The organism is Bdellovibrionales bacterium (assembly GCA_016714165.1).
Taxonomy (GTDB): domain Bacteria; phylum Bdellovibrionota; class Bdellovibrionia; order Bdellovibrionales; family UBA1609; genus JADJVA01.
Genome location: JADJNU010000001.1, coordinates 1,461,979 through 1,488,456, shown reverse-complemented (window position 1 = coordinate 1,488,456; position 26,478 = coordinate 1,461,979). Strand labels below are relative to the sequence as shown.

Below are 26,478 nucleotides of genomic sequence, written 5' to 3'. Positions count from 1 at the left end.
TAATATGTTTGAACGTGATTTGTTTAAAATGAATTATCTCACGAAACTCCCCGCTCGGATGCTTTTGCCGTTCGTGTGTGTTTTGCTCGGGTCATGTAAGGACGGAGTAAAAAGTGGATCTGTGAGCAAGGATTTTACAGGAGTCAGAGATGTAGAAGCACTTTCTCCTTATTCAATTAAAATAAACTGGATCAACAATGCTGCTTATATGAGATACAAGGTTTATTCGGATTTTCAAACTGAGCCATTGGTGGAGCAGGTTTTTGAGGGAGCTACTATCGGATCCTTGATCCCGGAGAAATCTTATTCCTTTAAGGTCATAGGGGAAAGTGCCGCGGGCGGGACCCAGGGAGGAGACAAAGAGATTTCAGCAACGACTTGGCCCGTGTTTAAAGGTATAACTGAAATCACTGTTGATCCGGACGGTAATCCCGTCGTCAAGTGGAGTTATTCCTACAATGCTGAGTTTCAAATATTTTATACGAAAGATGCGGCTCCTTCAGCGAGTAACACAAGTAACTGGACAACTAACTATGTGAGCACCAGTGCGCAGAACTATACGTTTAAGGGGCTGTCGGGTGCGACTAAATATTACTTTTCTGTTCATGCACTTTATGCAGATAAAGTCGTTGAACGTACGACTGCTGTCTTAAGTCATCAGACTCCCGCTTCGTTTCCAAGTCCTGCATATCTTTTAAATCCAATTAGCATCGGAACTTTGCCCTTCGTGAAAGTAACACCAGTCATTAACTCGTTATTTCGGTCTGAACATTATTCATCTGTTTTAAAACGGGATGGGAGCCTTGTATCAGATCCACTTATCGGTGCTGGAACTCTTATTATGAGCGGGGTTTCATTGGATCCTGGTCCCGTGGAGAATTTGAGTTTAGAAGTGCATTACAGCGATGGCACAATCGATGAAACTTATAAAGCCACAGGCCTATCGACTTATGTAAAGGGTCAATCTGTTAAAATTGACTCTCCCCCAATCAGCAGCGTCGGTGGCGGGATGGCAAAGCTTGGAAATGCGATGGCGAGCGGAGACTTTAATTGTGATGGCTACGCTGATCTGGCTGTTGGTATGTCCCAGGCTTCTTTGGCTGGATATGGAGTGAGTGTCAGCACTGCCGGTGCAGTTATCGTCTATTATTCCTATAGAAAGCCAGATACGACCTATGAGTTAAAGACGAGTATCCCTCCCGTGCTCGAGCCTGTTAATCCCGGAAAGGATCCTCAAGTTATCACTTTTGACGATCTTGGAAGTAATGCGCAATTTGGATTTAGTCTCGCAAGTGGAGGAAATTTAAATGGCGATAAGTTGGGCCTATATTCTTGCGAAGATTTAATCGTTGGTGCTCCTTATGAATACTATAGCGGGTACAGAGTGGGTCGAAGTTATGTCTTTTTTGGCGGACGCAATGGTTTGGCTAGATCGGCCCATTTGTCAGACATGCCTGAGAACGTGGAAACCTGTGATGGGCTGGCCGAGGATGCCACGTGTTCGCCCGTCAGGCTGTGGCCCGATTACTCCTTGTGGCCCTCATCTGTCCTAGGTGGGGCATTTGTGAGCACTTATCCCTATTCCTCGGGGGATTTGTTTGGCTATTCAGTTGCTTTTTTGGGCGACATCAATGGGGATGGATATGACGATATCGGAATTGGTGCCCCTTACGGCGATTGGGACGGAAAAGCAGACCTGGCGGCACCGGCCGGGCAGGGCTATGTTTCCGATGTTGGCTATGTTGCGATCTACTTTGGTTCGCGCTTTGGTATTGGTTATGAAACTCCGACGGCAACAGGAATTCCATCTGGCTCAGATGCGAGATTTCGTTGGCTCAAAATATTTCCCCCAGTTGTTGAACAAAATATGAGATTTGGCTCTTCCATTGCTGGAAGAGGTGACGTGGACGGTTATTACAGAGTGAGAAATGCCAACGGTAAATCCTATGGTGGATCGGATTTTGTGGTAGGAGCTCCTGGCTTTTCGTATGCGAATCCTCAAGTAGGGCTGTTTCCATTCAACGGTAACCAAGGGATTTCTCCGGTCGGAGGAGGGTGGACTCGTTCTGCCGGAAGCTATGTCAACCCGACCAACGCCTGGGGAATGAACCAGGGGACGACCTCAACCGGAATTTCATTTTTATATTTTGGTCGTGGAATGTCATCTCTTCCTACCGGAGGAGACGTGGACAAACCCTATCGTAACAATTATTGGTCCTGTCAGGAAAGAGGAATGATTTCGAAACGTGATCATTACTCCTGTCTCACCAGTTCCTCCAGTTTTAGGATCTTATTTCCGAGAATTCCCAGCTCAGTAGGGTTTGGCGCAGCAGTACTGATTGCTGGAAATGCATCCAGGTATGATGAGAACAACGCTCTTTTGACTTCCTTTAAAGATCCGAATCGTGATGGGTTTGCTGAAGTCCTTGTTTCGGCACCTTACGGTGATGCGACCAATGCTGACGTCGGACATTTGTGGCAATTTTTTGGCAACGGTGGAAGACTTTTTGAAGGCCTTGATTTTAAAGGTGTCGCTGTCGGAGGGGACAGCGGACCAAATGGAGATTTCAGGATCAACGATCCAGCTTGTGTTGACTTTACTAACTTTGCTTTGGTTGCCAATCAAGCGGCTTGCGCGCCCACAGTACTGCGATCAGATTCCATCGCGGCTGGTACGCAGATGGGATCATCTGGCGGAGCTTTAGTTGCCTCCGATATCTCGGGGGATGGACTTTTAGATATTGTCGTAGGGGCACCAAATGATAGCACAAAAGGAGCAGCTTCAGGAGCTGTCTTTGTCTATCGAAGTGCTCCAAATATTGGGGTGACTTCGGTCTTTTCTAAGCTTTATAGCGAGCAGGGAGACATCGACGACAGGTTGGGGACTTCCGTTGCCTCGGGCAATTTTAACGGCGATTTTGGAGCTTCGGTGTCTTTGATTGATATTGCGGTTGGGGCTCCTGGAGATGAGGCCCATCGGCCAGGGGCTGGCATGATCCACCTCTTCAACACAGCAAATGGGACAACTCTTCCGGCTATTCGGTCTGAAAGTGATGTCAAGCTGAGCGACGATCTGGCGACATTGTCCGATTATCTCTATTACAAGACTCAAATTGTCGGAGATCTGAATGGGGATGGCTATGATGATGCTGTTGGGCGCATGGTCAGAATATCATCTGCTGGTGTTAGAACTATGGATGCGATTGTTTACTATGGATCAAAGGTGGGATTGGTAACGACGGAACTTTGTCGCAATAACCCTTCAAAAATTTTCCTTGCTGGAAGTGAAAATCTGAGCAGTTGCTATCCGGCTGTTAATCAAAGCATTAGTTCAACGAAGCCTGGTATTCGTTTGCCGCAACTAATTCTGAAGCCGAATAATGTGTCTGACTTTTGGGTCTCTTATGCTTTACCCACTGGCGATGTGAATGGTGACAGTTTTGACGATGTGGCCTTTATCGATACCTCTAACTCCCTTATCATTTACTTCGGGACTGGAGGCGGACTTCAGGCTGTGTCCAACCCCTCTTGGATTCCCGATGTGAACGATCCTCAGATCGTAACCCAGTCTTTTATGCCAGGAATTTCAGAAAACACTGTAGGATGCAACTCCATTGGATGCTCAGGTTCTGGGATCAACACTTCAATTGAAAATGAACTGCTTGCTCATGGTGATTTGAACGGAGATGGGTTTGAAGACGTGGTGATTGCCAACCCGCGGGCGTCCAGCCCTTTGATGAATACGATAGCAGCTCCCAAACTGCCCCCTGCAGAGTTGAATGTTCTTGGAATTGGAGCGGGAGCCGGATGGCATTGCAATCCCGCACCAGCCTCAAACGATGCGAGATGCAGCACAGGTGCAGCTATCCCCAATCATGGTATTGTTTATGTTTTATATGGTTCGGCAAATGGATTGCAAACGCCGAGTCTGAGAGGCCTCGCCTCGCCAGGCACAGATTTTTCATTGACGAATTCCACTTACGCCGTGAGTGGATATGATTCTGAATCCAACGTATCCCAGCGGGCTTGTTCGCCAGGTACTGCTAAGTCCTGCAGGGGACAATTTTTACGCAATCCGATTTTTGAGAACGTGAACTATGGTTATGCCGAATTGGGGCATTTATTTGGGTCTGGAATTGTTGTCATGGATCATGATAACGACGGCTATGACGATCTTTTGGTTGGAGCCATGGGATTTGAAGACTTAACCTGTCTTCAAGGTTCAAGCCTTCGGGACTATGGGCGCATTTATGTATTTGGGGGATCCGATGAGGGTATTGTTGCCGGCCCAGAAACGAGCTACTACATGGGTTATTCTTCTCTGGCATCTTGTCCGAGCACTCTCACAAATCCGGCCGTTGATGATAAAGCTTTGGGGACTCAGATCCTTGGAAATCAAAAATTGAGAGCTTTGATGCCACAAATAGCTTATGAGGTGTCTAATCCATCCAACGGCACGAGACGTCTTTTTGGATCCTTCATGAGTGTCGCAGGTGATTTAAATAAGGATGGATATGAAGATCTCATTGTTACGACTCCTAACGAAGGCTCTCAAAGTTACGGAACTCCTGGTTTGGCCTATGTTTACTATGGGCCACTTTGTGGCGCAGACAATGAAATAGGAATGCTGTCGTTGACGCAAAATGAATCGAACTTCAATCGCCAGTTTCTATGGTCGAATCCAACAGATGCGGGGCAGATATCCAGTATTAACTTTGCGAGTGATTGTCAGACTCCGGGCGGTCCAAAACTGCCGATGCAGAAGTTTCTTGTTTTGGGATCGGCCTCCGGGGATATGAATGGGGCCAATGTCCTTGGCGCCAGAAAAGGCCTGGGGGATGTTAACAAGGATGGCTATGACGACATTTTGATAGGGGGCAGAAACTGGGATGATCTGACGAGAGATTATAATGATATCGGAAGAGGGGTCATCTATTTTGGCAGTTCACGTGGCCTTTTCACCTCTGAATATCCCGATCTGAATTCTGTCGCAGATAGTCTAGGTCGCTATAAGCCATTTATGATCGTTCCAAAATTCGATCTTCCTGGGGCCATCTTTTTTTCAAAAAAATCGTCCTTGGGTGATGTAAACGGAGATAGTTCTGCAGATTATATGATTGTGACACCTGGCTACGATGGGGAAGGTGATTTGAAGGGCGTCGATTTAGGGGGATTTTTTCTCTTTTATTGACAGACATTGACAGGGGATGAACGTGGCACGTTTGAAGATATTGATTTTTCTTTTTTTGGCTCAGGCGTTTGCCATTAGTTGCAAGAAGGAGGGTGATGCTATCGTTATTCCTCCTGGCGGACAAATACAATTTAATGTCGATCGATTTTTGTATTATTCAGATGATCTTTACGAAGTTGTTTTGCGATCTCCTACGGACGACAATGCTGTTTTAGAGACTGTTTTAGACATTACACCGCTCTCAGCTGACAGACTCGTGAGAGGAAAAGTTCATTCAATTATTTCACCAAAGAATATGACCTTGACGGGACCTTACGTCATCCAGGTCAGAATGGATTATCACGATACCGAGTTATTCGCTCTTGTGACTGACCAAGATAAAATCGTTTACCCATCTCTTCAATCAACACTTGTCTATCAAATATTGGCCAATTACCCCAAGAAATCTATTAAGGCTTATAGCAAAGACCAAATCTCTCTTCTGCAGAATTATGTCGACAAATTTACTCGGGACCGCTTGACGACATTTGGCCTGAACGAAGAGATGAATCCAGATTTACTCTATAAGTTCTATAAAAATGGCCTGTCTAATAACCTGGAGTTCCTGAATTTGCTGGCGAGCCTTGGAGCTCAATTCAATTTTGATTCGACGGGTGAAGTTTTGACTGCGCCTTTTCCATTTGGCGTTCCGAATAATCCTCCCGTCTTAGATATTTTTACTTCAACACCTCCTGGCCTCGTAGCTGGAAAGGAGCAGTCTCTTTTAGAAGTTAATGCCGAAGCAACAGATGTTGACGGAGATATGCTGTTTTATGTTTGGAAACAGAAAGGCGAAATCATTCTCACAGACACTCAGCATTTTTCATGGACACCCGGGTCCTTTGATGGGGGTGGGGATAACTATGGTCTGCAAGTTCTTATAACTGATGGCGGGCGTGTGCTAACAATTGATTGGGAGCTTGCTATTCAAGATTTCAATCGCAAGCCTGTGATCAGCGGCGCCTGTCTTCCAACAGTTCGAGAAAAGTCGACCTGGAGTTGCAGATTAACTGGGGTTGATCCAGATTTTGACAATTTGACTTGGTCTTTGAATTCAACGGGATTTTCATCGCCAGTTAAAATCAATGGGATTGTTGGACCGGCCACAGTGACTGGTAGTGCCGTCACACTGGAGTGGACACCAGACAACGCCGATGCGAAAAAAGGAAGCGCCTTTGTTGATTTGCGCCTCGATGACGGAAAACAGGGTTTGGCTCTGCGCGGAATTAACCTCACTGTCCTGGACGTGAACACTCCTCCTTACATACTGGGAGGAGGTATTGTGCCGACGAATCCAAATCAATCAACACCCATAGAATTCGATCAGTGTTTGATGGCGAATCCCTTGGGTACTGGTGATTTTAGCTTTGATATTGCGGTTATTGATCCAGATAACGAGGACCCTACGACCACGCCACCTGATACCATTACAGCCACAGTCACTGGCAACTTTGGTTCTTCGGTCACTCAGTCTGCTCCTACGGTTACGCCATCAAGAACGACCTTTCATTTCGTTTGGCGGCCAACGCATTTGGGAAAAACGGCCAACTTTGTTGTTGTTTTGAGCGATGATCATGGCGGCGTGGTGGCGCCTCAGACAATTACCTTGACTGCTGCTGACGTCAATCAGGTGCCTTGTAAGTCAGGAACAACTCCGCTGCTGACAAATCCAGTTCAGGCGCTAAGCCCTATAACAGCAGTTTCGGCTCCGTACACCGACGGAGATTTTGATCCTCCCTTGATCCAATCGATTAATATTCCCACTCGAGTCCTTCCTCACTTGCAGTCCTGCGATCCAGGAGCTGGACTCGGACCCGTGGTATTAAAACGCAAAGCAGGACAGGCCTATTTTCTATATGAAACAAAGCTCTCGACCATGAGTCAATGTTTTAGCAACAACGAGGCCAGCCCATATGCCTCGACGGTGACCGTGCAGCGACCTGGCCCAGGAAGCAGTGACATAACGATAAATGCCGGAACTCAGTTTTGGACAGACTACGTGGCCTCAGGATTTCGTGTCTATTATCAAACTGCAGCTGCCGTCACCATGGAATCATCGCTTGATGCAGTTGTTATTCCGTTGACTCCTCTGAATCGCACATCAGCGGCCAACACGCTAAAGATTATTGAGAATCCGGGTCTCCTGAGTGTGCCGGGAGTAACAGTTACCAATCCAAGTTTACTCAATGCAGAGCTTGGAAAGGCCACATTTACTCTTCCTTCTCCCGCAGTAGTCCCTGTTGTCATTCCTTCGGGGTTGATTTTGCGAACAAATGAAGCTCTTCTTGGCGGGACGGTTTCCACTCTGAAGTATGAGGTCGTTAACAACGCTCTCATACCAACGGGCGGCACCACCGTTGCGAATGTCGACATTCGTCGAATCAATTTCAAAATTCCAGTTGGGTCCCTGACTCAGCATGGGGTGCTCCCTGATGCGAGCTTAGTCACGACCAATGTGGATAGCAATTATACTGAAGTGGGAGGTATCATATATAAATATAAGGCAAACGGTGAGCCCGCAAACGACGCTTCCTTTTGTTGGACGATTCGCGGTTTTGATGGAGCCGATGCCCTTGCTAACGAGATTACAATTGTAAAAAGCACTTTGCCCTCACCTCCCTCGTTGACGGTAACAAATTTATCCTCGTTCTATCGATACGGAAACCTAAGAGTGACCCGGACAAACCCGTCTGGCGTTCTCAATTTAGATCCAGCTAACTACACTTTTCAAACAAGCAATTTGAAAAAATATAGGTTGGTTTCAGCTGTTAGTTTTGCAGGAGGTGAAGCGACAAAAACTGTACAGATCGAGCGAGTGATGGACAAACATCCGAATGCGGCATTTTCAGACTTTAATTATTGTGCCAACTATGCAGATTACAATTATGCTCCCAGTTTTTACTCTCCTACTTATTTGCAAGTATTAGAGGGCAATGCAGTTTTGGGAATGCCCATTTCTGTCACGGATAATACTTCGAATACACTATTGGCTAAGGACCTGGATGATCGTTACTCCTTGAGCCTTGTTTCTGATGGGAGTACAACTCCGCCCGTTGGTCCCTTTATGCTCTGTCGGAATCCCGCTGCTTCGGTAGGTTCTTTTTCTTCTGGCTGCACTCCTTGTAGCGATACGACAGGATATACCCATCATCAGTCGCGCTTTTGTTATCTGCGATACAACCCAGATGCCTTGGATGTGTCGAAGACATTTCAATTCAAAGTGTCTGTGAATGATTCAGGATTTAGCATTCCTGCCGGCTCAAACGTGAGGACTGTTTTGCTCAGCATTAACGTAAAGGAGATAAACAATGCTCCGTACTTCACTGACGGAAATTGGAATCCGCCCGGGTTAGGCGCTGATCAGAACACACCGATTGATCTCGGAACTGCTGTCGAAGGGAGTTTTTCTAAATTTCAGATTTTTTCGATGGATATGGATGCGACCTATGATTATAAACGTTTGGGATATAGTCTTCATACCCAGGTTTATGATAGGAAAACATCCACTTGGGTCCCTAAACCAGCAGGCCTCACAGTGAGAGTTGAAAACTATGTGGCCTTTCCAAATGGATTGGGAGCTAAGACAACTGGTGCGATCGAATGGACTCCCACCGATGCCGAAGTGAAGGCTCTTTCGACTTCAGAGGGTTTCGTCATCAAAGTTCAAACATATGATGCGATCAGCGAGCCGGCCGTACGCCAATCTGCTTACTCCTATTATTTAGTTAAGGCCGTAAATCGTAACAACTCTCCTGAAATATTGGCGATTGGCACAAACAACAAATTCAATATTCAAGCAGATACCTATTTCACCACCACTTTCCAGGTTCGGGATAAAGATTTGGCTACTCCAACAGGTGGTAGTTTTGTGACCAGTCTCACTGGCTGCGAAGACAGCAATAGCAATCTTCTCTATTATCCAGGCTCTTCATTCGATGGAAATCCGGTATCGCCTCTCTATGATTGTCATGCATCGCAACTTTTGTGGGAAGATGAGGTATATAACTATCTGAGTAATTACTCTGGCAACAAGGGGGTAGGAGCAAGTGCCTGCCGTTCTGGAGCCGGTGAAATCAACTTAAACGAGAGTTTGGCTCTTCCTAAATTGACGCGAATTTCAGGTCCAAGTATATCTGGAGGTTATATATATTATACTTACAGACTGGAATGGTGTCCTCAAACTGGTCAAATTGGGGTCCATCGTCCTACCATTATGGTGACGGACAATGGAGATTTGGCACGAAGTGGTGATTTGTCGTCGAGATTGAGTGGGACAACTCCTCTTGAGTTGACAGTTACATCTCCTGTCTTTTGGGTCAGCCCAAGGTTGGATGTGAGCGATCAGCCTGAGCATTTTATGGTTCAAACGGCGGCTGGTCTCACGGCCAATTCATTTACTTACAAAACAATCGTGAAAAATTCTCTCAAGAATCCTTTGACCTATTCCATTGAAGTTGCACCTCGCTCGTGTGCCCTGCCAAACGGCGTCTGCATTAACTCCAGCGGAGTGATCACCTGGAATCCTCTGGTAACGGATGTCACTGATCCTGCTGATCCATTGACCTGGCACCGGATCCAGGTGAGAGTGACTGATCAGGTGACAGGAGCCTATGATACGAGCTTTTTCTTCTTGCAGGTTCAGAATCCTTTGATGCCAACAGAAGCGATTCCCACTCTTTCTCGCCTGCCAAATGTGAGTGTGGTTTATCTCGACGAGAGAGAGCCCTTCACTTTTAAGGCAGTGGGCTCAGATACAAACTTAAATGATCAGTTATTTTATCGCTGGTATGTCGATGGCACTCTCGTTTCGGATGAGGGGGATGAGTTTGCTTACAGACCTGGATATCTGGATGGAACAGTGGATCCCGATGGCACAGGTCCTTTGTTGATTGGTCAACACAGAGTAACAGTTGAAGTCACTGACGGCAACTATGTGGCAACAGGCAGCTGGATCGCTCAGGTTTTGAACACCTATCCCGTTCCTGAATCAAGCTTCAGTTTGGTGACTGCACGAGCTCCGACTGTTCTGACAGGTGTTGAGTGGAATGCTGAGACAAGTGTTCACACGAGATTTGGGGCAGACGATATTGACTATCTGGCCTTTGCTGGAAAATATCAAGTTGGTCCAACAGTCAAAAATTTTGCTTGGTCTCTCCAATATGTTAATGGCTTGCTGACAACGGGGAGTTGGAACTACTATGAGGATCTTGCCTGGGGCAGTGCAAATCGAACTCGCAATATGTCTTACAAGATGACATCTGCAACAGCCTTTGATTTGTTACTGACGCCACTTGTAACTCGGGCGGGACCATACTCTGCGACGACTGATTCGGTTCGTTTGTATGGCAATTATCGAACTCTGCCGGTTCCTCTTGCGAATGCCCAGAGATGCACGGGTCTTTGCACAAAGAATCACTACAATGGTGATGGTGATTATGGAGTCTTACCACGGGCCAGATTGACGAATTCGGGATCGATTTATCTTTTCTTTGCCGATTTGTCTCTCAATAAGCTTTTCTGGGACAAAAACTCCGGTGCGAGCACGGCTTTTTATACAACCACGTCCAAGATTCAATCGCTCGCGGTCAACACTGCTTTGGCGCGTCTTTATGCTGTGACGAGGGACGAGGTGACCAAGACTTATAACTTGTTGGTCTTTGATATCGCTCCCACTTTTTCCGGGGCAAGTCCAGGCGCGCCCATTGCGGTTCTGAATATCTTCGATGGTATTCCTGGCCACGAGGATAGTTTGCCCTCTGACATGGTTGTGGATCAGGCCAATTCGCGGGTGTATATTCATCTCGCGGGGACGGGTGGGATTGCGAAGCTTCAGGATTCAATTGCAGTTCCGGGACCTGGTGATTTGACCTTCGTGGGAGTCGATGAAATAGAGGCTTCACCGACAGATTTACCCATGTCTGGAGCTAGAATAGCCTACAATCCAAATACGGGATTGATTGTTGGTATCAGCAGAGATGGCAATCAAGTCTACGCGATAGATACTCTAAATGGAATGGCTATTTATAAATTTCCCACTTCTCAGAAGTTTGATTCAGTTCAGCTTCTTGCCGACAGTGGGCTCATTTTGTTGGTCAATCGTTCGGGTGCGACTGTTTTTAAGGTGAGATGAGAACAAGACGGCCCTTTGAATTTGGAATCTGAGCAAACTAAAGAGTTTCCTTCATTGGTTCATTGTGATCCAATAAGCTATGTCGAAAATACCCAGCTCTTGGGGGAGCTTTCGTGTCCTCTCCATTTTATTTTTTGTTTCAGGTGCCTGGCTTGCAGAAGCGCAACCTCAACCGCCCTCTGAGCTTCAAGCGCAACCTCAGCTTTCAGAAGCTCCGAGCGGCGGTGCCGTCCTAACAGGTATTGCTGAGTACGAGCAAAAAGCAAAAGAGATTACGAATAATTTGGAAAATGTCGAGAAAATCAATGAGGATGGGTATTTGATCTTTCTTGCACCCAAATCAACCTACAAAGTGGGGACTCATATATTGATTATGCGACCTGAAGGGGATGTGGTTGATATTGTGGCTTCTGGATCTGTGGTGGGACAGAAGGGCCAGGAAGTTGTGGTAGAACTCAACACAGCTTCAATCATGAAAGCACCATATAAGGGTGATCTTATTACTATCATGGCGCCACCTTGGTCGCCATCAGATAAAGATGAAGAAATCGTTTTAGAATCTCCGTTAGAAACAGAAACTGTGCCTTTGCCCCCTGAACCCGGTTACGTCGAATTTCTGATTGGTAGGCTGTCCGGTTCAGTTTATCCTACATCCTCAACTCAAGCTAATGCCTATAAGAAAGCAAATAGCTTTGATTTTCAGTCTATCAGTTTCGCTTGATACTTTGAATTTCTTTGGAATTTTGGTTACGAATACAATAATTTTTCCGGCATTTTCCCAACGTCAACTTATTTTCGAGATGTGGGAGAATCCACATACAGTTTCTCTCAATTTGGCTTTAATTATCGTTTTCGCGGATATGATTCAGGGATATTGAGACCCGTCATTAGATTTTACTCTTTGACAGATAAGTTTGAAACAATCAATCCTGACGAAGCTTTAATCTCGTCTCAGTACAATGGATTCGGTGTTGGATTGCGAATAGAGGCTCGCTTTGGCAGCGAGTTATGGAAAACAGATCACTATTTTCCTCCCCTTATTCTTCAGAACCTTTCTGTTGAGGCGGGTTATGTCCCTTCGCTCACTGCGACGGATCTTACAATCAGTCGAGGAGAGGCCTCTGGTGGGTCTAAAGCCTTTGAGTATGCGATCGGAGCGACAAGTGTGATCTATCTGAAATGGATGCCAATGGCCAGCCGCTGGATAGTCTCAGGAAAGTACGTGGTGCGAAGCTACGATCTCACCTTCAGTGGACCCACGAAAAGCGAAGAAGGTGGATTTTATACTATTCCAGAGGGAGGACGATACAAAGAACAGTACAGCTACTGGATGCTTAATTTTGGATTGAGATTTGATGATTATGTGGGAAAATTTTTAAACCCAAGGTAGAAGAACGTGAGTTTGGCATCAATGAGATTGTCCTTTTTTTTGAACCTTATTCTAATTTTAGTTTTCTTGGTTGCTTCATTGTTCCTGGTGCCCTGCTCGGCAAGGGGGGCAGGGAAAGACCCTGAATCGCGCAAGTGGAGAGGACTCACTCCTGAATTCATTCGCGCCAATACTTTGTCGGACGAGGACAAGTATCATGCGCCCGCACAGTCCGAAGAAGACATTGAGGTGAATTCAGAAGCGAGTGTCAGTTTAGAACAGAGTCCTGATTTGACCGAGGTCAAATTGCCGAAGGTCGAATTGATTGTGGATAAGTCTGGTTCTATGGGGCAGTTGATGGATAGCAGTAAGACCAAGATGTATATCACAAAAAAGGTTCTGTCCCACTATCTGATTGACCAGTGGAAGGAAAAAGCCATGGTTGGGACACGTGTTTATGGATCTAAGCTCAGGAACGATTGCAAGGATAATTATCTGGCCATCCCTTTTCAGGAAAGAAATATGGGAGAAATTGAACGAAAGATGGGGGTCATTATGCCAATCGGTCGCACCCCTCTCAATGACAGCATGGAGGCAGCTATTGATGACTTGAAAAAATACGACGGACCTAAAAGAATCGTCATTTTTACAGATGGGAAGGAAACCTGCGGAGGTGATCCTTGTAAATTGGCAAAAAAGGTTGAACAAAATCCAAACCTGGACATCAAAATATTTGTTGTGGGGATTGGCTTCGATCCTCGTTCCAAGGATTACGAAAAGGTCAAATGTCTGGGCAATTTTAGTACGACAGCAAATAACGAAGAGGAGCTGTTTGATGCAGTTTCGAAAATCTCTAACCATATCAAAACTGGAAATAATCTTCAGGTCGTCTCTCCGGAGCCTGCAGCAATGGTTAACCTTTATCGCTGGGAAGACGGAAAGAGAGTTTTTTTCAGATCTTTCACGGCACGGTGGTCAATTCGAGTTCCTCCAGGAATTTATGATGCTGAAGTTGCACTCAATCCCTACTATCGATTTCCAAAATTCACGATCGAGGCTAACAATAAGGTCACTCTGCGGGTGGATGGGAGCGGTACGGTAAATGTGCAATTCGTAAAGGGACTCATGGATGTTGAGCTGCTTGACGTGAACGCAAAAGTCATTCATCGTTTCAAAAGTGACAAGGCCTATTTGGCTAAAACAGGTAAATATAAATTGCATTTATTTAAGAAGCCTTACTTTGACGAGATCATTCCTTCCTTTTTAGTTGTGCCTAAGGGAGTTCATGATTATGAAGTTGCCTCAGCGGGTGTTGTGCAGCTCAATTATCCAAAAACCGTTGGTTACTACGTCTACGATGCCAAGGACAGTTTGGTGGGGCCCTATATTTCTAATTTTCCTTTGATCTTAAAGAATGGCTTCTACAAGCTCTATCTTGAAAAATCTTGCTTTTTAAAAAATGTGGGCATCAGCGGTTCCGAAAGCGGGATTAGGGATTTAAGTTGTGCCGATGCTAAGCCAGATGCTAGCATAATTCAGAACAAGTGACCTGGGGAATCTTCTTGAAGAGCTGTCGTAAATTTCAACCAAATTTTTTATCCGTTTTTTTATTTCTCGTGGCAGGGTTTAGTTTTGAGGCATTTGGTTTGAAGATGGAGCATGGGAAAGATTGCCTTGATGTGAGTTTGGTTGGCGGACTGGTTAATACCAGCCAGTGCGAGTCAACAGCTTTGCAGATCTTGCATTTGGATTGTCGAAAGAGGACGGAGCTTTCGAGGCATCGTCTCATGGCTAAACTGAAGCAGTGTACTTCGCGATCTGCACAATTGATTCTTCCATGGAAGGGTCATGAGGTGAAAATTTTGGCCCAAAAATTGCCGACGAAGGGAGTGGATGTTTGGGAGTTGGCAGGGAACCAATTTGAACAGAAAGACAAATCACAAGTGTCGCGAGCGGTTTCAAGCCAGACACCTCAACCTCCTGCAGAAAATGTCTTAAGTGCCGAGCGTCTCGCAGAAGAGAAGGGTGCTTCAGTTAAGGCTGGTTCCTCTGTTAATTCTCTGTCATCGTCGGACAGATTTAGCTTTTTTATGGATGCCGTTTATTCGTTTGTGAGCGGAGAGGAGAACGAATTCTCAGCTCTTGATGTTGGAGTCCCGCATCATGGATTCGGATTGGGACAGATCAAAGCTGTCGTGGAGAGTTCTGCACAAGATGATTTTTCCTATTTTGTCTCATTAGAATCTGGATCGCGAGCTAGCGTCCTATGGCGAAATATGGACGGTTCTCCCACGGAGCCAAGCTTGGAGCATCTATTTTCTGAGGCAAATGTAAAAATTGGGAGATCATCAACGAGCGAATTTGTTGCTGGCCGTTTTCGAGGGTCCTGGCATATGAGTGAAGGAAAAGGCTTGTTGAAAGGATTCTACACTCCTAGTTTTGTTGACAGCCTCATATTGCCACAACGATTGACAGGGATCATGTATTCTCGAATTTGGAGTTATTCTGAAATCTCTGGAACCATATTTAATGGATGGAATGAGATCGCAAACAGTGAAGGTGATTTGGGCGGTGGATTTAATTATAGTTCTCGACTGACCCCTCAATTCGATATTGGCTTGGGGGGATTTCATGTTCGAGATTCAGAGGACAACGTGAGAATCAAATCTCGAGATTCCTTTGTGTTGAGGTCCCGATATCAAATAGTTCCTACAAAGCTGGATGTTGAATTAATGGCTGTCATGGGCCAATTTTTTTATGATTCGGGATCTGAGTTATCAACAGGTTTTAGCTGGGGTCTGATAAGTGCAATGAATTACCTGGGACAGAAGGAGGCAGTTTATTCTCTTCGCGCGGAGGTCTTGGGTACTGGTATTGTAGCTAGTCCTACCTCTGATCTTAGCGGAACTCTGATGTCAGTGACGGCAACCTATCAGCATCCTCTTCGCAAGAAACTTGGATTTTTTGCTGAGTTGAGATCTGATATCGCTTCAGATCTTATTTTTCGGGACGCGAGTTCTTACAAAGACCTTCGATTTTTGGTTATGACCGGAATTTCAATTTTTTAAATATTCGAGCAGAGATACAATGAGTAAGAATAGAAAGTTACCGAAAGTGTTCTGGATTTTAATGGGGGCGTCGCTGATTGTTGCGATGGCTCTTTTCGTTGGCATACTAAAGGAGAAATATCCTGATATCTTCAACAGATTGAGCTCAAACAAGGAGCGGACTGGGCCTGAGACGAAAAGTCGATATTTGGAAAAGCCAGATAATAAATTGCCAGATAAAAAGTCAAAAATCTCTAGGCTCTGTTCCTTGAAAAGTCAGGGTCAGCTGCAATTTGGAGACCTTAAACCAAGTTCTCAGCAACTTTTAGTTTGGGGAAATTTTGGTGGCGAAATGTCCCTGTGGACCTACTCCGAAAATGATTTGGCACTTCTTCAGCATCAACTGGTTTTTGACAATCAATGGAAGCTTTCGACCTCACTGGCGAGACGAAAGGATATCTTGTGTCCCCCTTCCGGTGATAGATATTGTCTTAATTCAAGCGGCATAAAGAGCGAGTTAAAGAGCAGCAAAGTCGTAGCTTTTGGAAGTTCTAACTTGATCTGGAATCTTCAGTGGGGACGGCGAAATTCATTTCTGATTCTTGATTTGGGACATTCAGGGAGCCCAAAAATGGGAGGGGCGAAGACTGAGTCTCTCATGAGGACTGATTCCTCAGTAGGGATCGCAAGCGAGCAAGGCCGATCTGAGGCCGCCAGAGTCTTGAGTTTTATTGGTGAATGTGGGGAGGACTTCGGGGCGAAGAGCAAATTTGGTATAGTGACCGATCAGGTTGAGAAGATTGTGTACCTGAACCCAGACAGGGGAACTGTTGGTACATTTGATTTGAGAAAAGCACGAGGTCTTCCAAGTGAGCGCTATGTTCCAAAGCAGGCCGATCTTATCCAGGTGATATCGGATGAAGGCGTTCAAGGATTCAAATGCAAAGACAGCGGGCATACGGGATTCGAAGATATTTCAGTCCTCGGAGAGGAAGTTCTATTGACTGGTGAAAAGGGGTTTTCGAAGCAATTTTGGATCGGGGAGAGAAAAGTTGGATCGCTTCTTGAAACTCAGGCTTTGTTATCGAGTGAGAATTTTGATTCCCGAATCGAACGGATGGACTTGGTGGCCAAGAGGATTTATATGGTTTTTTTAAGATCGCTACTGAGTTCAACTGGGAAAGCAATTATTTTTAGTTTAGATCCAGATGACAAAAGGCCAAAGTCTCTTCTGGAGTTAAAGGACAAGGAAAATCCCAGAGTCATTCAGGGATCGAGCGGAAAAAGGGAAGTGATGATTTTGGAGTCTGAAAAGACTTCATCCGGCTTAATACGTATTTCTCGAATAGATCTTGAAAAAATGCAGGATCAAATAATCCTTGAGGAAGGAGGGGACAGACCAGCCCGCTTAATATGGCAAAATCTTGGAGGATCCTCCTATCTCTTGATTTGGCAGGGTGAGAGTCAGAAGGATTTCGAGTACCGCACCTATGATTGCAGCGACTCTGAGTGAGGCTCCCGTGAAGTGAGGTCCCCGTGAAGTGAGGCCCTCCTGGATTGAATATGTGCATCAAGACTTTGTTTTGAAAGATTGTTTTGAAAGATTGTACGAGTATCATATACATTGGGTTCAAGGCATGGAATTGTATTTAGATCGCGACATTGGTTGGTTGAGGTTTAATGAGAGAGTTCTCTTTCAGGCAGAAGACGAGAGAACACCTCTCCTTGAGCGTGTTCGTTTTCTCAATATTTTTCAAAATAACCTCAACGAATTTTATATGAAACGGGTCGGAGGTCTTCAGCAAAAGAAGCTTGCGAATATTCCAATTCTTTCCACGGGATTATCGGTCGAAGATCGACTTGAAAATATTCGCTTTCAGGTTCTGGGTCTATTTGATCGGGTCGAAGTACTCTTGAGAACATCTATTTTGCCCCAGTTGAAGGAAAAGCGCATTCACTTGTCTTCCTGGGAGGAGCTAGATAACGAGCAAAAGTCTTGGTGTCGGGAATTTTTCAAAAAGCGCATTTTTCCCGTGGTGACTCCCATGATTGTTGATCAGGGGCATCCGTTTCCTCTCTTGTCGAATTTGTCGACTTCTTTGGCTGCGGTGATTCGAGTACCGGGCGAGTCTGAAGAATTATTTGCGAGGGTAAAGGTTCCCAAGTATCTCCCCGGCTGGGTTTTTGTTGAGGATAAACGGGTGAAGGGAGAGTATTTTTTCATTCATCTTATCGATATCATCACGGCTCATTTTCAAGATTTATTCCCAAAAATGCAGATCGAAAGGGTCATGCCATTTAAAATAACTAGAAACGCTGATGTTGAGACAGACGAGGACGACGCAGAAGACCTGATGGATCTGATACAGGCTGAGTTAAAGAGCCGAAAATTTTCAGAAATTGTTCGATTGGAGCACGGTCCACAGCCGGACGAATTTCTCCTTGGATTTTTGAAGGAGCATTTAGATATTTCTGATGATGAAATCTTGCCATTTCCTCTGGAGCTGCGTTTTCGAGATTTTGATCCTTTGCCAGATCTCAATATTCCTGAACTGAGATTTGCTCCATGGAGCCCAGTTATTTCCCCTTATTTTGGACAGGAAGAGAACCCTGTTTTTCAGGTGATTAAGTCCCGGGATATTTTGGTACATCACCCCTATGAGAGTTTTTCAGCTACGGTAGAAAAATTTTTGCAGTCGGCGGCCGAGGATCCAAATGTCGTGACGATAAAAATGACATTGTATCGAACTGACAAGGACAGCTCAATTATCAAGACTTTGATTGAGGCAGCGGAACGAGGCAAACAGGTGGTTTGTCTTGTTGAATTGAAGGCACGTTTTGATGAAGAGAGAAATATTCGGTGGGCACAGGAGCTCGAAAAAGCTGGGGTCCACGTTATTTATGGAATGGTGGGGCTTAAGATTCACTCAAAGATAGCCCTGGTAGTCAGACAAGAAAGTGGTGATTTTAGACTTTACGCCCACGTGGGAACTGGAAATTACAACGCAACAACTGCTTCTGCCTACACAGATCTGGGGTTGTTCACATGCAATCATGAGATAACGAGTGAGTTAGTCGAAGTGTTCCACTTTCTTACGGGTCGCAGTCTAAAGTCTGATTATAAAAAACTGTTGGTTTCCCCTGTGTCCATGAAAAAGCGATTTTTGGACTTGATCGCCTGCGAGCGTGAGAACGCCAAACAGGGCCTTCCAACTGGAATCATAGCTAAGATGAACAGTCTGGAAGACAGAGATGTCATTGATGCCCTTTATGAGTCCTCAAAAGAGGGCGTGCCAATCACTTTGATTGTTCGCGGATTTTGCTGTTTACGACCTCAAGTTTCCGGTCTCAGTGAAACAATTCGAATCATTTCGATAGTTGGCCCCTTTTTGGAGCATGCGAGAATTTTTTACTTTCGATCCGGAGCTGCTGAAGAAGTAGAAGGAATATTTTATATTGGCAGCGGGGATTGGATGTCGAGAAATCTGCTCCGTCGAGTGGAAGTTGCTGCGCCGATTGAAGATCCTCAATTGAAGAAACGGTTATGGAGTATTCTGAAAACTCAAGTTTCTGATACTCGCCTGGCTTGGGATATGTCTCCTGACGGAACTTATGTTTTGCGCGCGAATTCAGATCCCGATCCTGAAGTTAATTCCCAGAAAATTTTTATGGACTTTGCAAGGCAGCGATTGGCAGTTCGGTCCAAAGATCAGTTCAGTGAAGAAGAGGAGTTTTAGTGTTCGTGGCGGGAATTGATACAGGTTCAAATGCCATTCGCATGGTGATTGGGAAATGCGCAAGGGGACAATCTCCTCGAGCGATTGAGGTTGTCCGAATTCCCATTCGTCTTGGAAAAGATGTTTTCTCAACCGGCTCTATAAAGAGAAAAACGGCCTCTGAGCTTATCCAGGCCTTTCAAAGATTCAGGAAAATAATGGATTTCTACGGCGTTATTCAACACAAGGCAGTGGCAACGAGTGCTTTTAGGGAAGCTCGCAATGCATCAGATCTCATCATGCGAATTTTTACTTCAAGCCAAATAAAAATTGAGGTGATTAACGGGCGAGAGGAGGCTCGTCTGGTGCAAATGGCGATATCTCGCTTCTTTGGTTCGAGAAAGTTGGATGCGCTGATTATTGATATTGGTGGAGGAAGTGTTGAGACGATTTTATCTCGAAAAGGAAAGGTTACCGTTATTGATAGTTTGCGAATGGGAACGGTGAGGTTGATCAAAGACTATAGTCCTGACCGCGATTTTGAACAGATGCGAAGGCGAATTCGCCAGGTGGTGAGGGGGTTTATCAGACGCCATGGTTTTTCTGAATCCAAATTATCAGAAGATTTAATCGTGACAGGTGGTAACGCTCGTTGCCTTGGTCGTCTGGCTTTCCAGTTTTTGGGCATTCGCACACATCTGAGAATGAGCTTTTCCGAATTGGAGATGCTCATCACTCTCCTTCAGTCGATGTCAATAAAGTCGCGACAAGAGGAATTGGGACTGAAGCCAGACCGGGCTGATGTGATTTTGCCGGCTGCCATTATAGTTTATGAATTCATGATTGGATTTGGATATGGTTCAGTGGAAATGCCTTCAGTTGGTCTCAAAGACGGTGTGCTCTGCGATCTGAAATCCTGGTCACAATAGAAAAACAAGAGAGGAAATTCAGATTCTACCTTTGTGGATTGGGACCTGAAAGAAACGAAAAATAGCGCATTGGTAGCATGTCCATCTCCATTTTTTCACCGCACTTTGGACAAACGATGTTTTCTGGAACCAAATGCTTTGGAGGCCTGGATAGGGCTGGATATTCGTAGCTTGTCCCTCTTTTAGCAAGACTCAATTCTTCATGGCCACATTTGTCACATGCGTAGGGGATAAAAAAAGATTCGACAACTCCATTTGCAGGAATGAAACCAGTCACACTGTTGAGTTGGTTTATCACGGCTGGGATACAATTGATGAGATTCAATTTCAGTTTTTTGGGAACGCGAGAGATCCAATTAATCCAATTTTTAACTCCAATGGAGTTAATATAGTTAACTTTTTTAAAATCAATTGTAAGTTCGTCGATTCCAGACAAGGGCATACCGTACAAATCAATGCGTTCACCAATATTGCCTATAATTTTTGCTGTTGGGTGATTTGGGCCCAACTCATAAGAAATCTCTATCGAGGACACAATTCATTACCTCCGTTTTAGATATCATAACCTCTGGATTGATAGAGGCACAAGGTCGCCTGGACCACTGACCAAAACCATGAGAAATCGTGATATCTGAACCTGGGAAGGGGAATCTAAAAAGTGGATATCAGGGACTTAGACATTTACTTAGACAATAACTTAGACATTGAACCGAAAAAACAAGACGTCACCATCTTTGACAACATAGTCCTTGCCCTCAACGCGATACTTTCCAGCATTCTTAACGGCCGCCTCTGTTCCAAGAGCAAAGAGGTCGCTGCAATGGTAAGTTTCTGCCCGAATGAATCCTCTTTCAAAGTCGGTATGAATAACGCCGGCAGCCTGGGGTGCTTTGGTTCCAATTGAAATGGTCCAGGCGCGGGTTTCCTTGGGTCCAGCCGTAAAATAGGTGCTTAAGGCCAATAGATGATAAGACTCTCGAATCAAACGATGGAGTCCTGGTTCTTCGATTCCAAGGGATTCCAAAAACTCCACCCTCTCACTTTCCGGAAGCTGTGCAATTTCAGCTTCCATTGAGCTACATATCTTAATGACGTGATTGTGCTCGGTAGCAGCATGCTTTCTCACGTCTTGGACCCACTGACTGTCTGGTCCAGAGATTTCTGATTCTCCCACATTACAAACATAGAGAACGGGTTTATCAGACAGGAGATGAAATTCGTGACGGAGCGGGCTTTCATCTTCTGAGGCTTCAACCGTTCGGGCTGCTTTGCCTGCGGCTAGTGCACCACGAAACTTGCTAGCGAGGCTAGCTTCAGCCAAAATCTTCTTGTCCTTTGAAGTTCGAGCAGTTTTCTCAACTTTCTGGAGGCGCTTTTCAACGGACTCCAAATCGGCGAGCATCAGTTCTGTATTGATTGTTTCGATGTCGCGCAGTGGATTCACGCTTCCGGCCACATGAATAACATTTGATTCGTCAAAACAGCGAACAACGTGGAGGATGGCATTTGTCTGGCGAATGTTGGCGAGGAACTGATTACCAAGGCCCTCTCCCTTGCTGGCTCCAGCTACGAGTCCTGCAATGTCCACAAATTCCATAGCCGTCGGCAGAATTTTTTCAGATTTAAAAATTTCGGCAATTTTCGGTAGGCGGGGATCTGGAACTGCGACAACCCCAACATTGGGATCGATGGTGCAGAAAGGATAATTTGCCGCCTCCGCTTGAGCGCTCGTGAGAGCATTGAAGAGAGTGCTCTTTCCAACGTTCGGGAGCCCAACGATTCCAACTTGCAAACCCATGACGATGTCCTTTCCGCTCAGCGGTTATAGCGGCTCGCCGCCTTTTCAAAACCATCCTTGATAGAACACTCAACCCCTTCACAAATCAAATTTAAAAAATCAGGAAGCAAATTCATTTCACTGGAGTTGAAGTTCTGCAAAACATAATCGGCTATTTCTATGTGTTCATGTGGTGGACGGCCAACGCCAAGTCTGATCCTTTTGTATTCGTTGGTCGCGAGTGTTTGATGAATACTCCGTATTCCGTTGTGTCCGCCGTGGCCGCGATGGGTTTGGAAGCGCATGGTTCCATACTGAAGGTCGATCTCATCATGTGCAATCATCAAATCTTGAATTTCAATTCGGTAATAAGCCATGAGAGATTGAACGGCTTCCCCTGAGAGGTTCATAAATGTCTGCGGTTTGGCCAAAAGGATAACCTCGGAGTTAACAGAGATCCTGGTGGTCAATGATTTATGTTCATTTTTATATGAATCTGCACCGAAAGACTGAGTCATGGCGTCAATCGCCATGAATCCTATATTGTGCCGGGTCAGCTTATATTTATCCCCGGGATTACCCAGCCCCACAATGAGTTTCATGAATTCATATGTCCATCAAAGTTGCAGCCTAACAACAAGAGGGCTCTTTAGCCCTTCTTGTCACCAGCTTGTGAACTTCCACCGCCGCCCGCAGGAGCTGCTGTTGCTGCTGCTCCGCCAGCTGCGGGAACAGCACCCGCTGCCGCTTCTGTGGCTCCTGCTGCGGCCGCAGGGGCAGTTTCTTCTTTCACGACAGCGCAAGTTGCGAGGGTGTCAGATCCGTCTGTGATAATAGTAATATCTGGAGGGAGTTTCAGGTCAGATACGTGGATAGACTCGCCCAGACCAAGACCTGAAACATCAACAGGAAGAGAGTCGGGGATATTGCCCGGCAGACATCGAATCTCCACATCACGACGAATGACGTTGAGCACGCCGCCTCCTGCTGCTCCAAGTGGTTTACCGTCAAAACGCAATTCTACCTTGATCGTCACTTCTTGAGTTAAATCGATCGCATAAAAGTCAAAATGAATGGGGCGCCGAGAAAGAGGGTGAACGGCAAAATCCTTCCGCAAGACCTTCAAGTTATTCAACTTAGGGTCGTCCGATTTTAAGGTGAAAATGATATTGTCGAATCTATGTTTTGAATATCTTTCTGCCTCAACTTCGGAGAGACAGAATGGCAGATTGCCTGTTTTGGGTCCGTACACGACGGCCGGTACCAACTTTGAACTTCGCAAGGATCGAGATGCGCCCTTGCCAGGCTTACGTCCAGAAACTTTAATATCTACGGATTGTTGTGATGTCATTTTATAGGTCTCTCCTAAACTTCAAATAAAGCACTTACAGAATCTTTACTATTAATTCTCTTAATCGCCTCAGCAACCAAAGGTGCAACGGAAATCACCTCTATTTTCGGGCATGCGACCCCTTCAGGGCGCAAGGGAATCGTATCCGTTACCAAAACCTTCTCCAGTCCACTTTCCATAATTCTGCTGATAGCGGGTCCAGAAAGGACTGGATGAGTCGCAACGGCAAACGCCCTTTTTGCACCATTCTTAATCAGGCTGTCAACACTTTGACATAATGTTCCAGCAGTATCAATCATATCATCCAGGACAATCGCTGTTTTTCCTTTGACGTCACCGATCAGGTGGACGGCTTTCGCAACATTTGGCCCAGTTCTGCGCTTGTCAACAATGGCAATAGAACACTCCAGCCGTTTCGCAAAGGCACGAGCTCGCTCAACTCCACCTGCGTCAGGGCTGACCACCACAAATTCTTCTCCCGTTCCAAATTTCTCTCGCCATGTTCGTGCAAGGGTAGGGATCGCAAACAAGTGGTCAAAGGGTCCATCAAAAAAACCCTGAATTTGAGAGGAATGGAGATCCACAACAACGAGACGGTCAGCTCCCGCCGTTTTCAACAGCTGGGCGACACATTTAGCCGATATTGGGGCGCGGGGTGCAACTTTACGATCTTGGCGCGCATATCCATAATATGGCATCACAGAGGTGATCTCATTGGCCGATGCCCTTCGAAAGGCATCCAGGACAATAAATAACTCCATGTAGTTTTCATTTACTGGTGGGCAAGTGCTCTGAACGAAAAATACGTTGCAACCCCTCACACTTTCGTGGATTTCCACCTGAATCTCACCATCGGCAAAGCGCTTGATATCGCAACGACCAAGCTCTACACCTGCTTCGCTTGCTATCTTGCCCGCGAGGTCCTGATTTGATGTTCCAGAAAAAATCTTCAAGTCTGTCATAGATGCCGATTTTGTAGCCTAGTTAAGAGGCCTTGTCCAGTTGGATCCGCTTGATCCTGTGTTTCGTTTTCTGGCCTTCGGTTGGGCGAGAAGTCTCCAGATTGACACTGTCCCGGCCTGCCGTCGATAATGAACCCATGTCTGCTTTTGAGATCCGAAAATCTGCTAATTGGAGTGTTATTTCGGTCGGTGATCGGGTCGACTCTGTCAATTTTAGGAAATTGCAAAGTCAGATAGATCATTTGCTCCAAAAGAGGGAGCTTTATTTGGTTATTGATCTTAGGCAGGCAATTTTTCTCAGTTTGCCAAGTATAAAATATCTCGCCGTCGTTGCGGATCAGATCGGAAAACTGGGAGGATCTCTGGCTCTGCTGGCTCCCTCGGAGAAAATCAAACGTCAAATTCACATCTACGCTTCCCTTGAAGAAATGAAATTATTTCGAAGTTGGGCTGATTTGGAGCGAACAGACGGAGAGCCAGTTCCATTTGTGAGAGAATCTTTGGTCAGAAGGGAACCAGAAGAGACCGATGTTTCAAGTTCCTAAATGGCAGCGAAATACCCAAAAATAACAAAAAAATAGTAAAAATAGTGTGGCTTGCCGTGATCAGGCGGAAAAGACTGTTTAAACTGTCGTCGGGCCTTCGAGGATTTTCACCAGTTGCTGGAGCGCCTGGGCGCGGTGAGAGACTTGATTTTTGAACGCAAGCCCAAGTTCTGCGATGGTTTTGGTCTGCCCTTCTGGGATAAAGACGGGATCATATCCAAATCCGGATGTGCCGGTGGCTTTTTTGGCAAGTTCGCCCTGCAAGAGTCCCTCCATGACGTGCTCCTGACCATCGGGGGAATAGGCAACCATGACACATTTAAATCTTGCTTTTCGATTGGTAAAAGACCGCAGCTCCATCATTTTCAAAAGCTTTGCGACATTTTCTCGGTCACCCGCTTTTGGGCCTGCGTACCTGGCGGAATGAATTCCTGGCAGGTTACCGAGTCCCTCTACTTCAAGGCCAGAGTCTTCGCCAACAACCCAAAACTCCTTTTTTAAGGCTTTAAGTGCTCGAGTTTTTATTCGAGCATTGGCTAGAAAACTGTCCCCATTTTCAGGGGGCGGGGAAAAATAAGAGAGCTCTGACTGCGAGTGTATATCCAACTTGAGTGGATCAAGTAGCAGTTTGAATTCACTCAGTTTTCCTTTGTTTTCAGTGGCAACCCAAATGACCATTATTCTGCCTCAAACTTTCCCTAGGTCGCCTAAAATATTCTTTTGGAACTCCGTCAATTCACGGCAAGCCTTTGTCGCCAGGTCAAGCATTGTATCAAGTTCTTTTCGCGTAAATGTGCAAGCCTCAGCTGTCCCCTGAATTTCAACTAAGCTGCCAGAATGGGTCATCACAAAATTCATGTCCGTATGGATGGTGGAGTCCTCATCATAGTTCAGATCCAAAAGCGCCTGTCCATTTTGAAGCCCAACGCTGACGGCTGAGATGTAATGAATGATCGGAATTGAACTGATGAGACCCTGATTTTTCATAAACTTCAGAGCTAGAGCGAGAGCCACAAACCCGCCTGTGACAGCGGCAGTCCGAGTCCCTCCATCTGCCTGCAATACATCGCAATCAATTGTCAGCTGCCTTTCTCCAAGAGCCTTCAAATCGACGGCACTTCGAAGGCTTCTCCCAATGAGGCGGGAAATTTCCTGAGTTCGACCGCCGTTGAGGGCTTTATCGCGGTTGATGCGGGTATGAGTGCTTCGAGGGAGCATTCCATATTCTGCTGTGATCCACCCGGCCCCAGAACCCTGCAACCACTTGGGGATTCCATCTTCTACTGTGGCGGTGCATAGGACAACGGTTTCACCCATTTGTATCCGAGCACTTCCTTCCGCATAGCGGAGGACCTCCGGCTCAATCGTGACTTTTCTGAGTTCGTAGAATTTTCTTCCATCTGTACGCATGGCGGTACCTTA

General features: G+C 45.8%; 17 protein-coding genes. 10 read left to right on the top strand and 7 right to left on the bottom strand.

Features of this window, described 5'->3' with window-relative positions:
* The first annotated feature begins 4 nt into the window (after positions 1–4).
* The 9 genes from IPJ71_06615 (at position 5) to IPJ71_06575 (ending at position 20,421) form a co-directional block, all read left to right on the top strand.
* Positions 5–5,191 (top strand): FG-GAP repeat protein, encoded by a 5,187-nt coding sequence (locus IPJ71_06615; GenBank protein MBK7843357.1) that lies wholly within the window; start codon positions 5–7, stop codon positions 5,189–5,191.
* A 22-nt stretch (positions 5,192–5,213) separates the two neighbouring features.
* Positions 5,214–11,360 carry a hypothetical protein gene (locus IPJ71_06610; protein MBK7843356.1) on the top strand — a complete coding sequence of 2,049 codons (6,147 nt, stop codon included), beginning with the start codon at positions 5,214–5,216 and terminating at the stop codon, positions 11,358–11,360.
* 79 nt (positions 11,361–11,439) lie between these two features.
* A complete protein-coding gene (locus tag IPJ71_06605) occupies positions 11,440–12,081 on the top strand; it encodes a hypothetical protein (GenBank protein ID MBK7843355.1) in 642 nt (213 codons plus the stop codon).
* Between the two features lie 81 nt (positions 12,082–12,162).
* Positions 12,163–12,750, top strand: coding sequence for a hypothetical protein (locus tag IPJ71_06600; protein MBK7843354.1), 588 nt, complete (start codon positions 12,163–12,165; stop codon positions 12,748–12,750).
* 21 nt (positions 12,751–12,771) lie between these two features.
* Complete coding sequence (locus IPJ71_06595; GenBank protein ID MBK7843353.1) at positions 12,772–14,277, top strand: VWA domain-containing protein; 1,506 nt, start codon at positions 12,772–12,774, stop codon at positions 14,275–14,277.
* Between the two features lie 14 nt (positions 14,278–14,291).
* Complete coding sequence (locus tag IPJ71_06590) at positions 14,292–15,797, top strand: hypothetical protein (GenBank protein MBK7843352.1); 1,506 nt, start codon at positions 14,292–14,294, stop codon at positions 15,795–15,797.
* Positions 15,798–15,816: 19 nt separating this feature from the next.
* The gene (locus IPJ71_06585; GenBank protein ID MBK7843351.1) at positions 15,817–17,289 is read left to right on the top strand and encodes a hypothetical protein; all 1,473 of its coding nucleotides are present in this window, start codon (positions 15,817–15,819) and stop codon (positions 17,287–17,289) included.
* A gap of 124 nt (positions 17,290–17,413) precedes the next feature.
* Positions 17,414–19,513 carry a polyphosphate kinase 1 gene (gene ppk1 / locus IPJ71_06580; protein MBK7843350.1) on the top strand — a complete coding sequence of 700 codons (2,100 nt, stop codon included), beginning with the start codon at positions 17,414–17,416 and terminating at the stop codon, positions 19,511–19,513.
* 5 nt (positions 19,514–19,518) lie between these two features.
* A complete protein-coding gene (locus IPJ71_06575) occupies positions 19,519–20,421 on the top strand; it encodes a hypothetical protein (protein MBK7843349.1) in 903 nt (300 codons plus the stop codon).
* Between the two features lie 25 nt (positions 20,422–20,446).
* Here the strand turns inward: IPJ71_06575 and IPJ71_06570 are convergent, their stop codons facing one another.
* From IPJ71_06570 to IPJ71_06550, 5 genes are all read right to left on the bottom strand, one after another.
* Positions 20,447–20,956: a hypothetical protein gene (locus IPJ71_06570; GenBank protein MBK7843348.1), complete on the bottom strand. Its 510-nt coding sequence runs from the start codon at positions 20,954–20,956 to the stop codon at positions 20,447–20,449.
* Between the two features lie 162 nt (positions 20,957–21,118).
* The gene (gene ychF, locus IPJ71_06565) at positions 21,119–22,219 is read right to left on the bottom strand and encodes a redox-regulated ATPase YchF (protein MBK7843347.1); all 1,101 of its coding nucleotides are present in this window, start codon (positions 22,217–22,219) and stop codon (positions 21,119–21,121) included.
* A 17-nt stretch (positions 22,220–22,236) separates the two neighbouring features.
* Positions 22,237–22,800, bottom strand: a complete 564-nt coding sequence (locus tag IPJ71_06560) for an aminoacyl-tRNA hydrolase (protein ID MBK7843346.1) — start codon at positions 22,798–22,800, stop codon at positions 22,237–22,239.
* Positions 22,801–22,847: 47 nt separating this feature from the next.
* On the bottom strand, positions 22,848–23,549 hold the full coding sequence (locus IPJ71_06555) for a 50S ribosomal protein L25 (protein ID MBK7843345.1): 702 nt from the start codon (positions 23,547–23,549) through the stop codon (positions 22,848–22,850).
* A 14-nt stretch (positions 23,550–23,563) separates the two neighbouring features.
* Positions 23,564–24,511, bottom strand: a complete 948-nt coding sequence (locus tag IPJ71_06550) for a ribose-phosphate pyrophosphokinase (protein ID MBK7843344.1) — start codon at positions 24,509–24,511, stop codon at positions 23,564–23,566.
* A gap of 101 nt (positions 24,512–24,612) precedes the next feature.
* Between IPJ71_06550 and IPJ71_06545 the strand changes: the two genes are divergently transcribed.
* Entirely contained in the window at positions 24,613–25,056 is a 444-nt protein-coding gene (locus tag IPJ71_06545; protein MBK7843343.1) for an STAS domain-containing protein, read from the top strand.
* A gap of 78 nt (positions 25,057–25,134) precedes the next feature.
* Here the strand turns inward: IPJ71_06545 and rdgB are convergent, their stop codons facing one another.
* The gene (rdgB, locus tag IPJ71_06540) at positions 25,135–25,734 is read right to left on the bottom strand and encodes an RdgB/HAM1 family non-canonical purine NTP pyrophosphatase (protein MBK7843342.1); all 600 of its coding nucleotides are present in this window, start codon (positions 25,732–25,734) and stop codon (positions 25,135–25,137) included.
* Positions 25,735–25,743: 9 nt separating this feature from the next.
* The gene (rph, locus tag IPJ71_06535) at positions 25,744–26,466 is read right to left on the bottom strand and encodes a ribonuclease PH (GenBank protein ID MBK7843341.1); all 723 of its coding nucleotides are present in this window, start codon (positions 26,464–26,466) and stop codon (positions 25,744–25,746) included.
* Positions 26,467–26,478 lie beyond the last annotated feature (12 nt).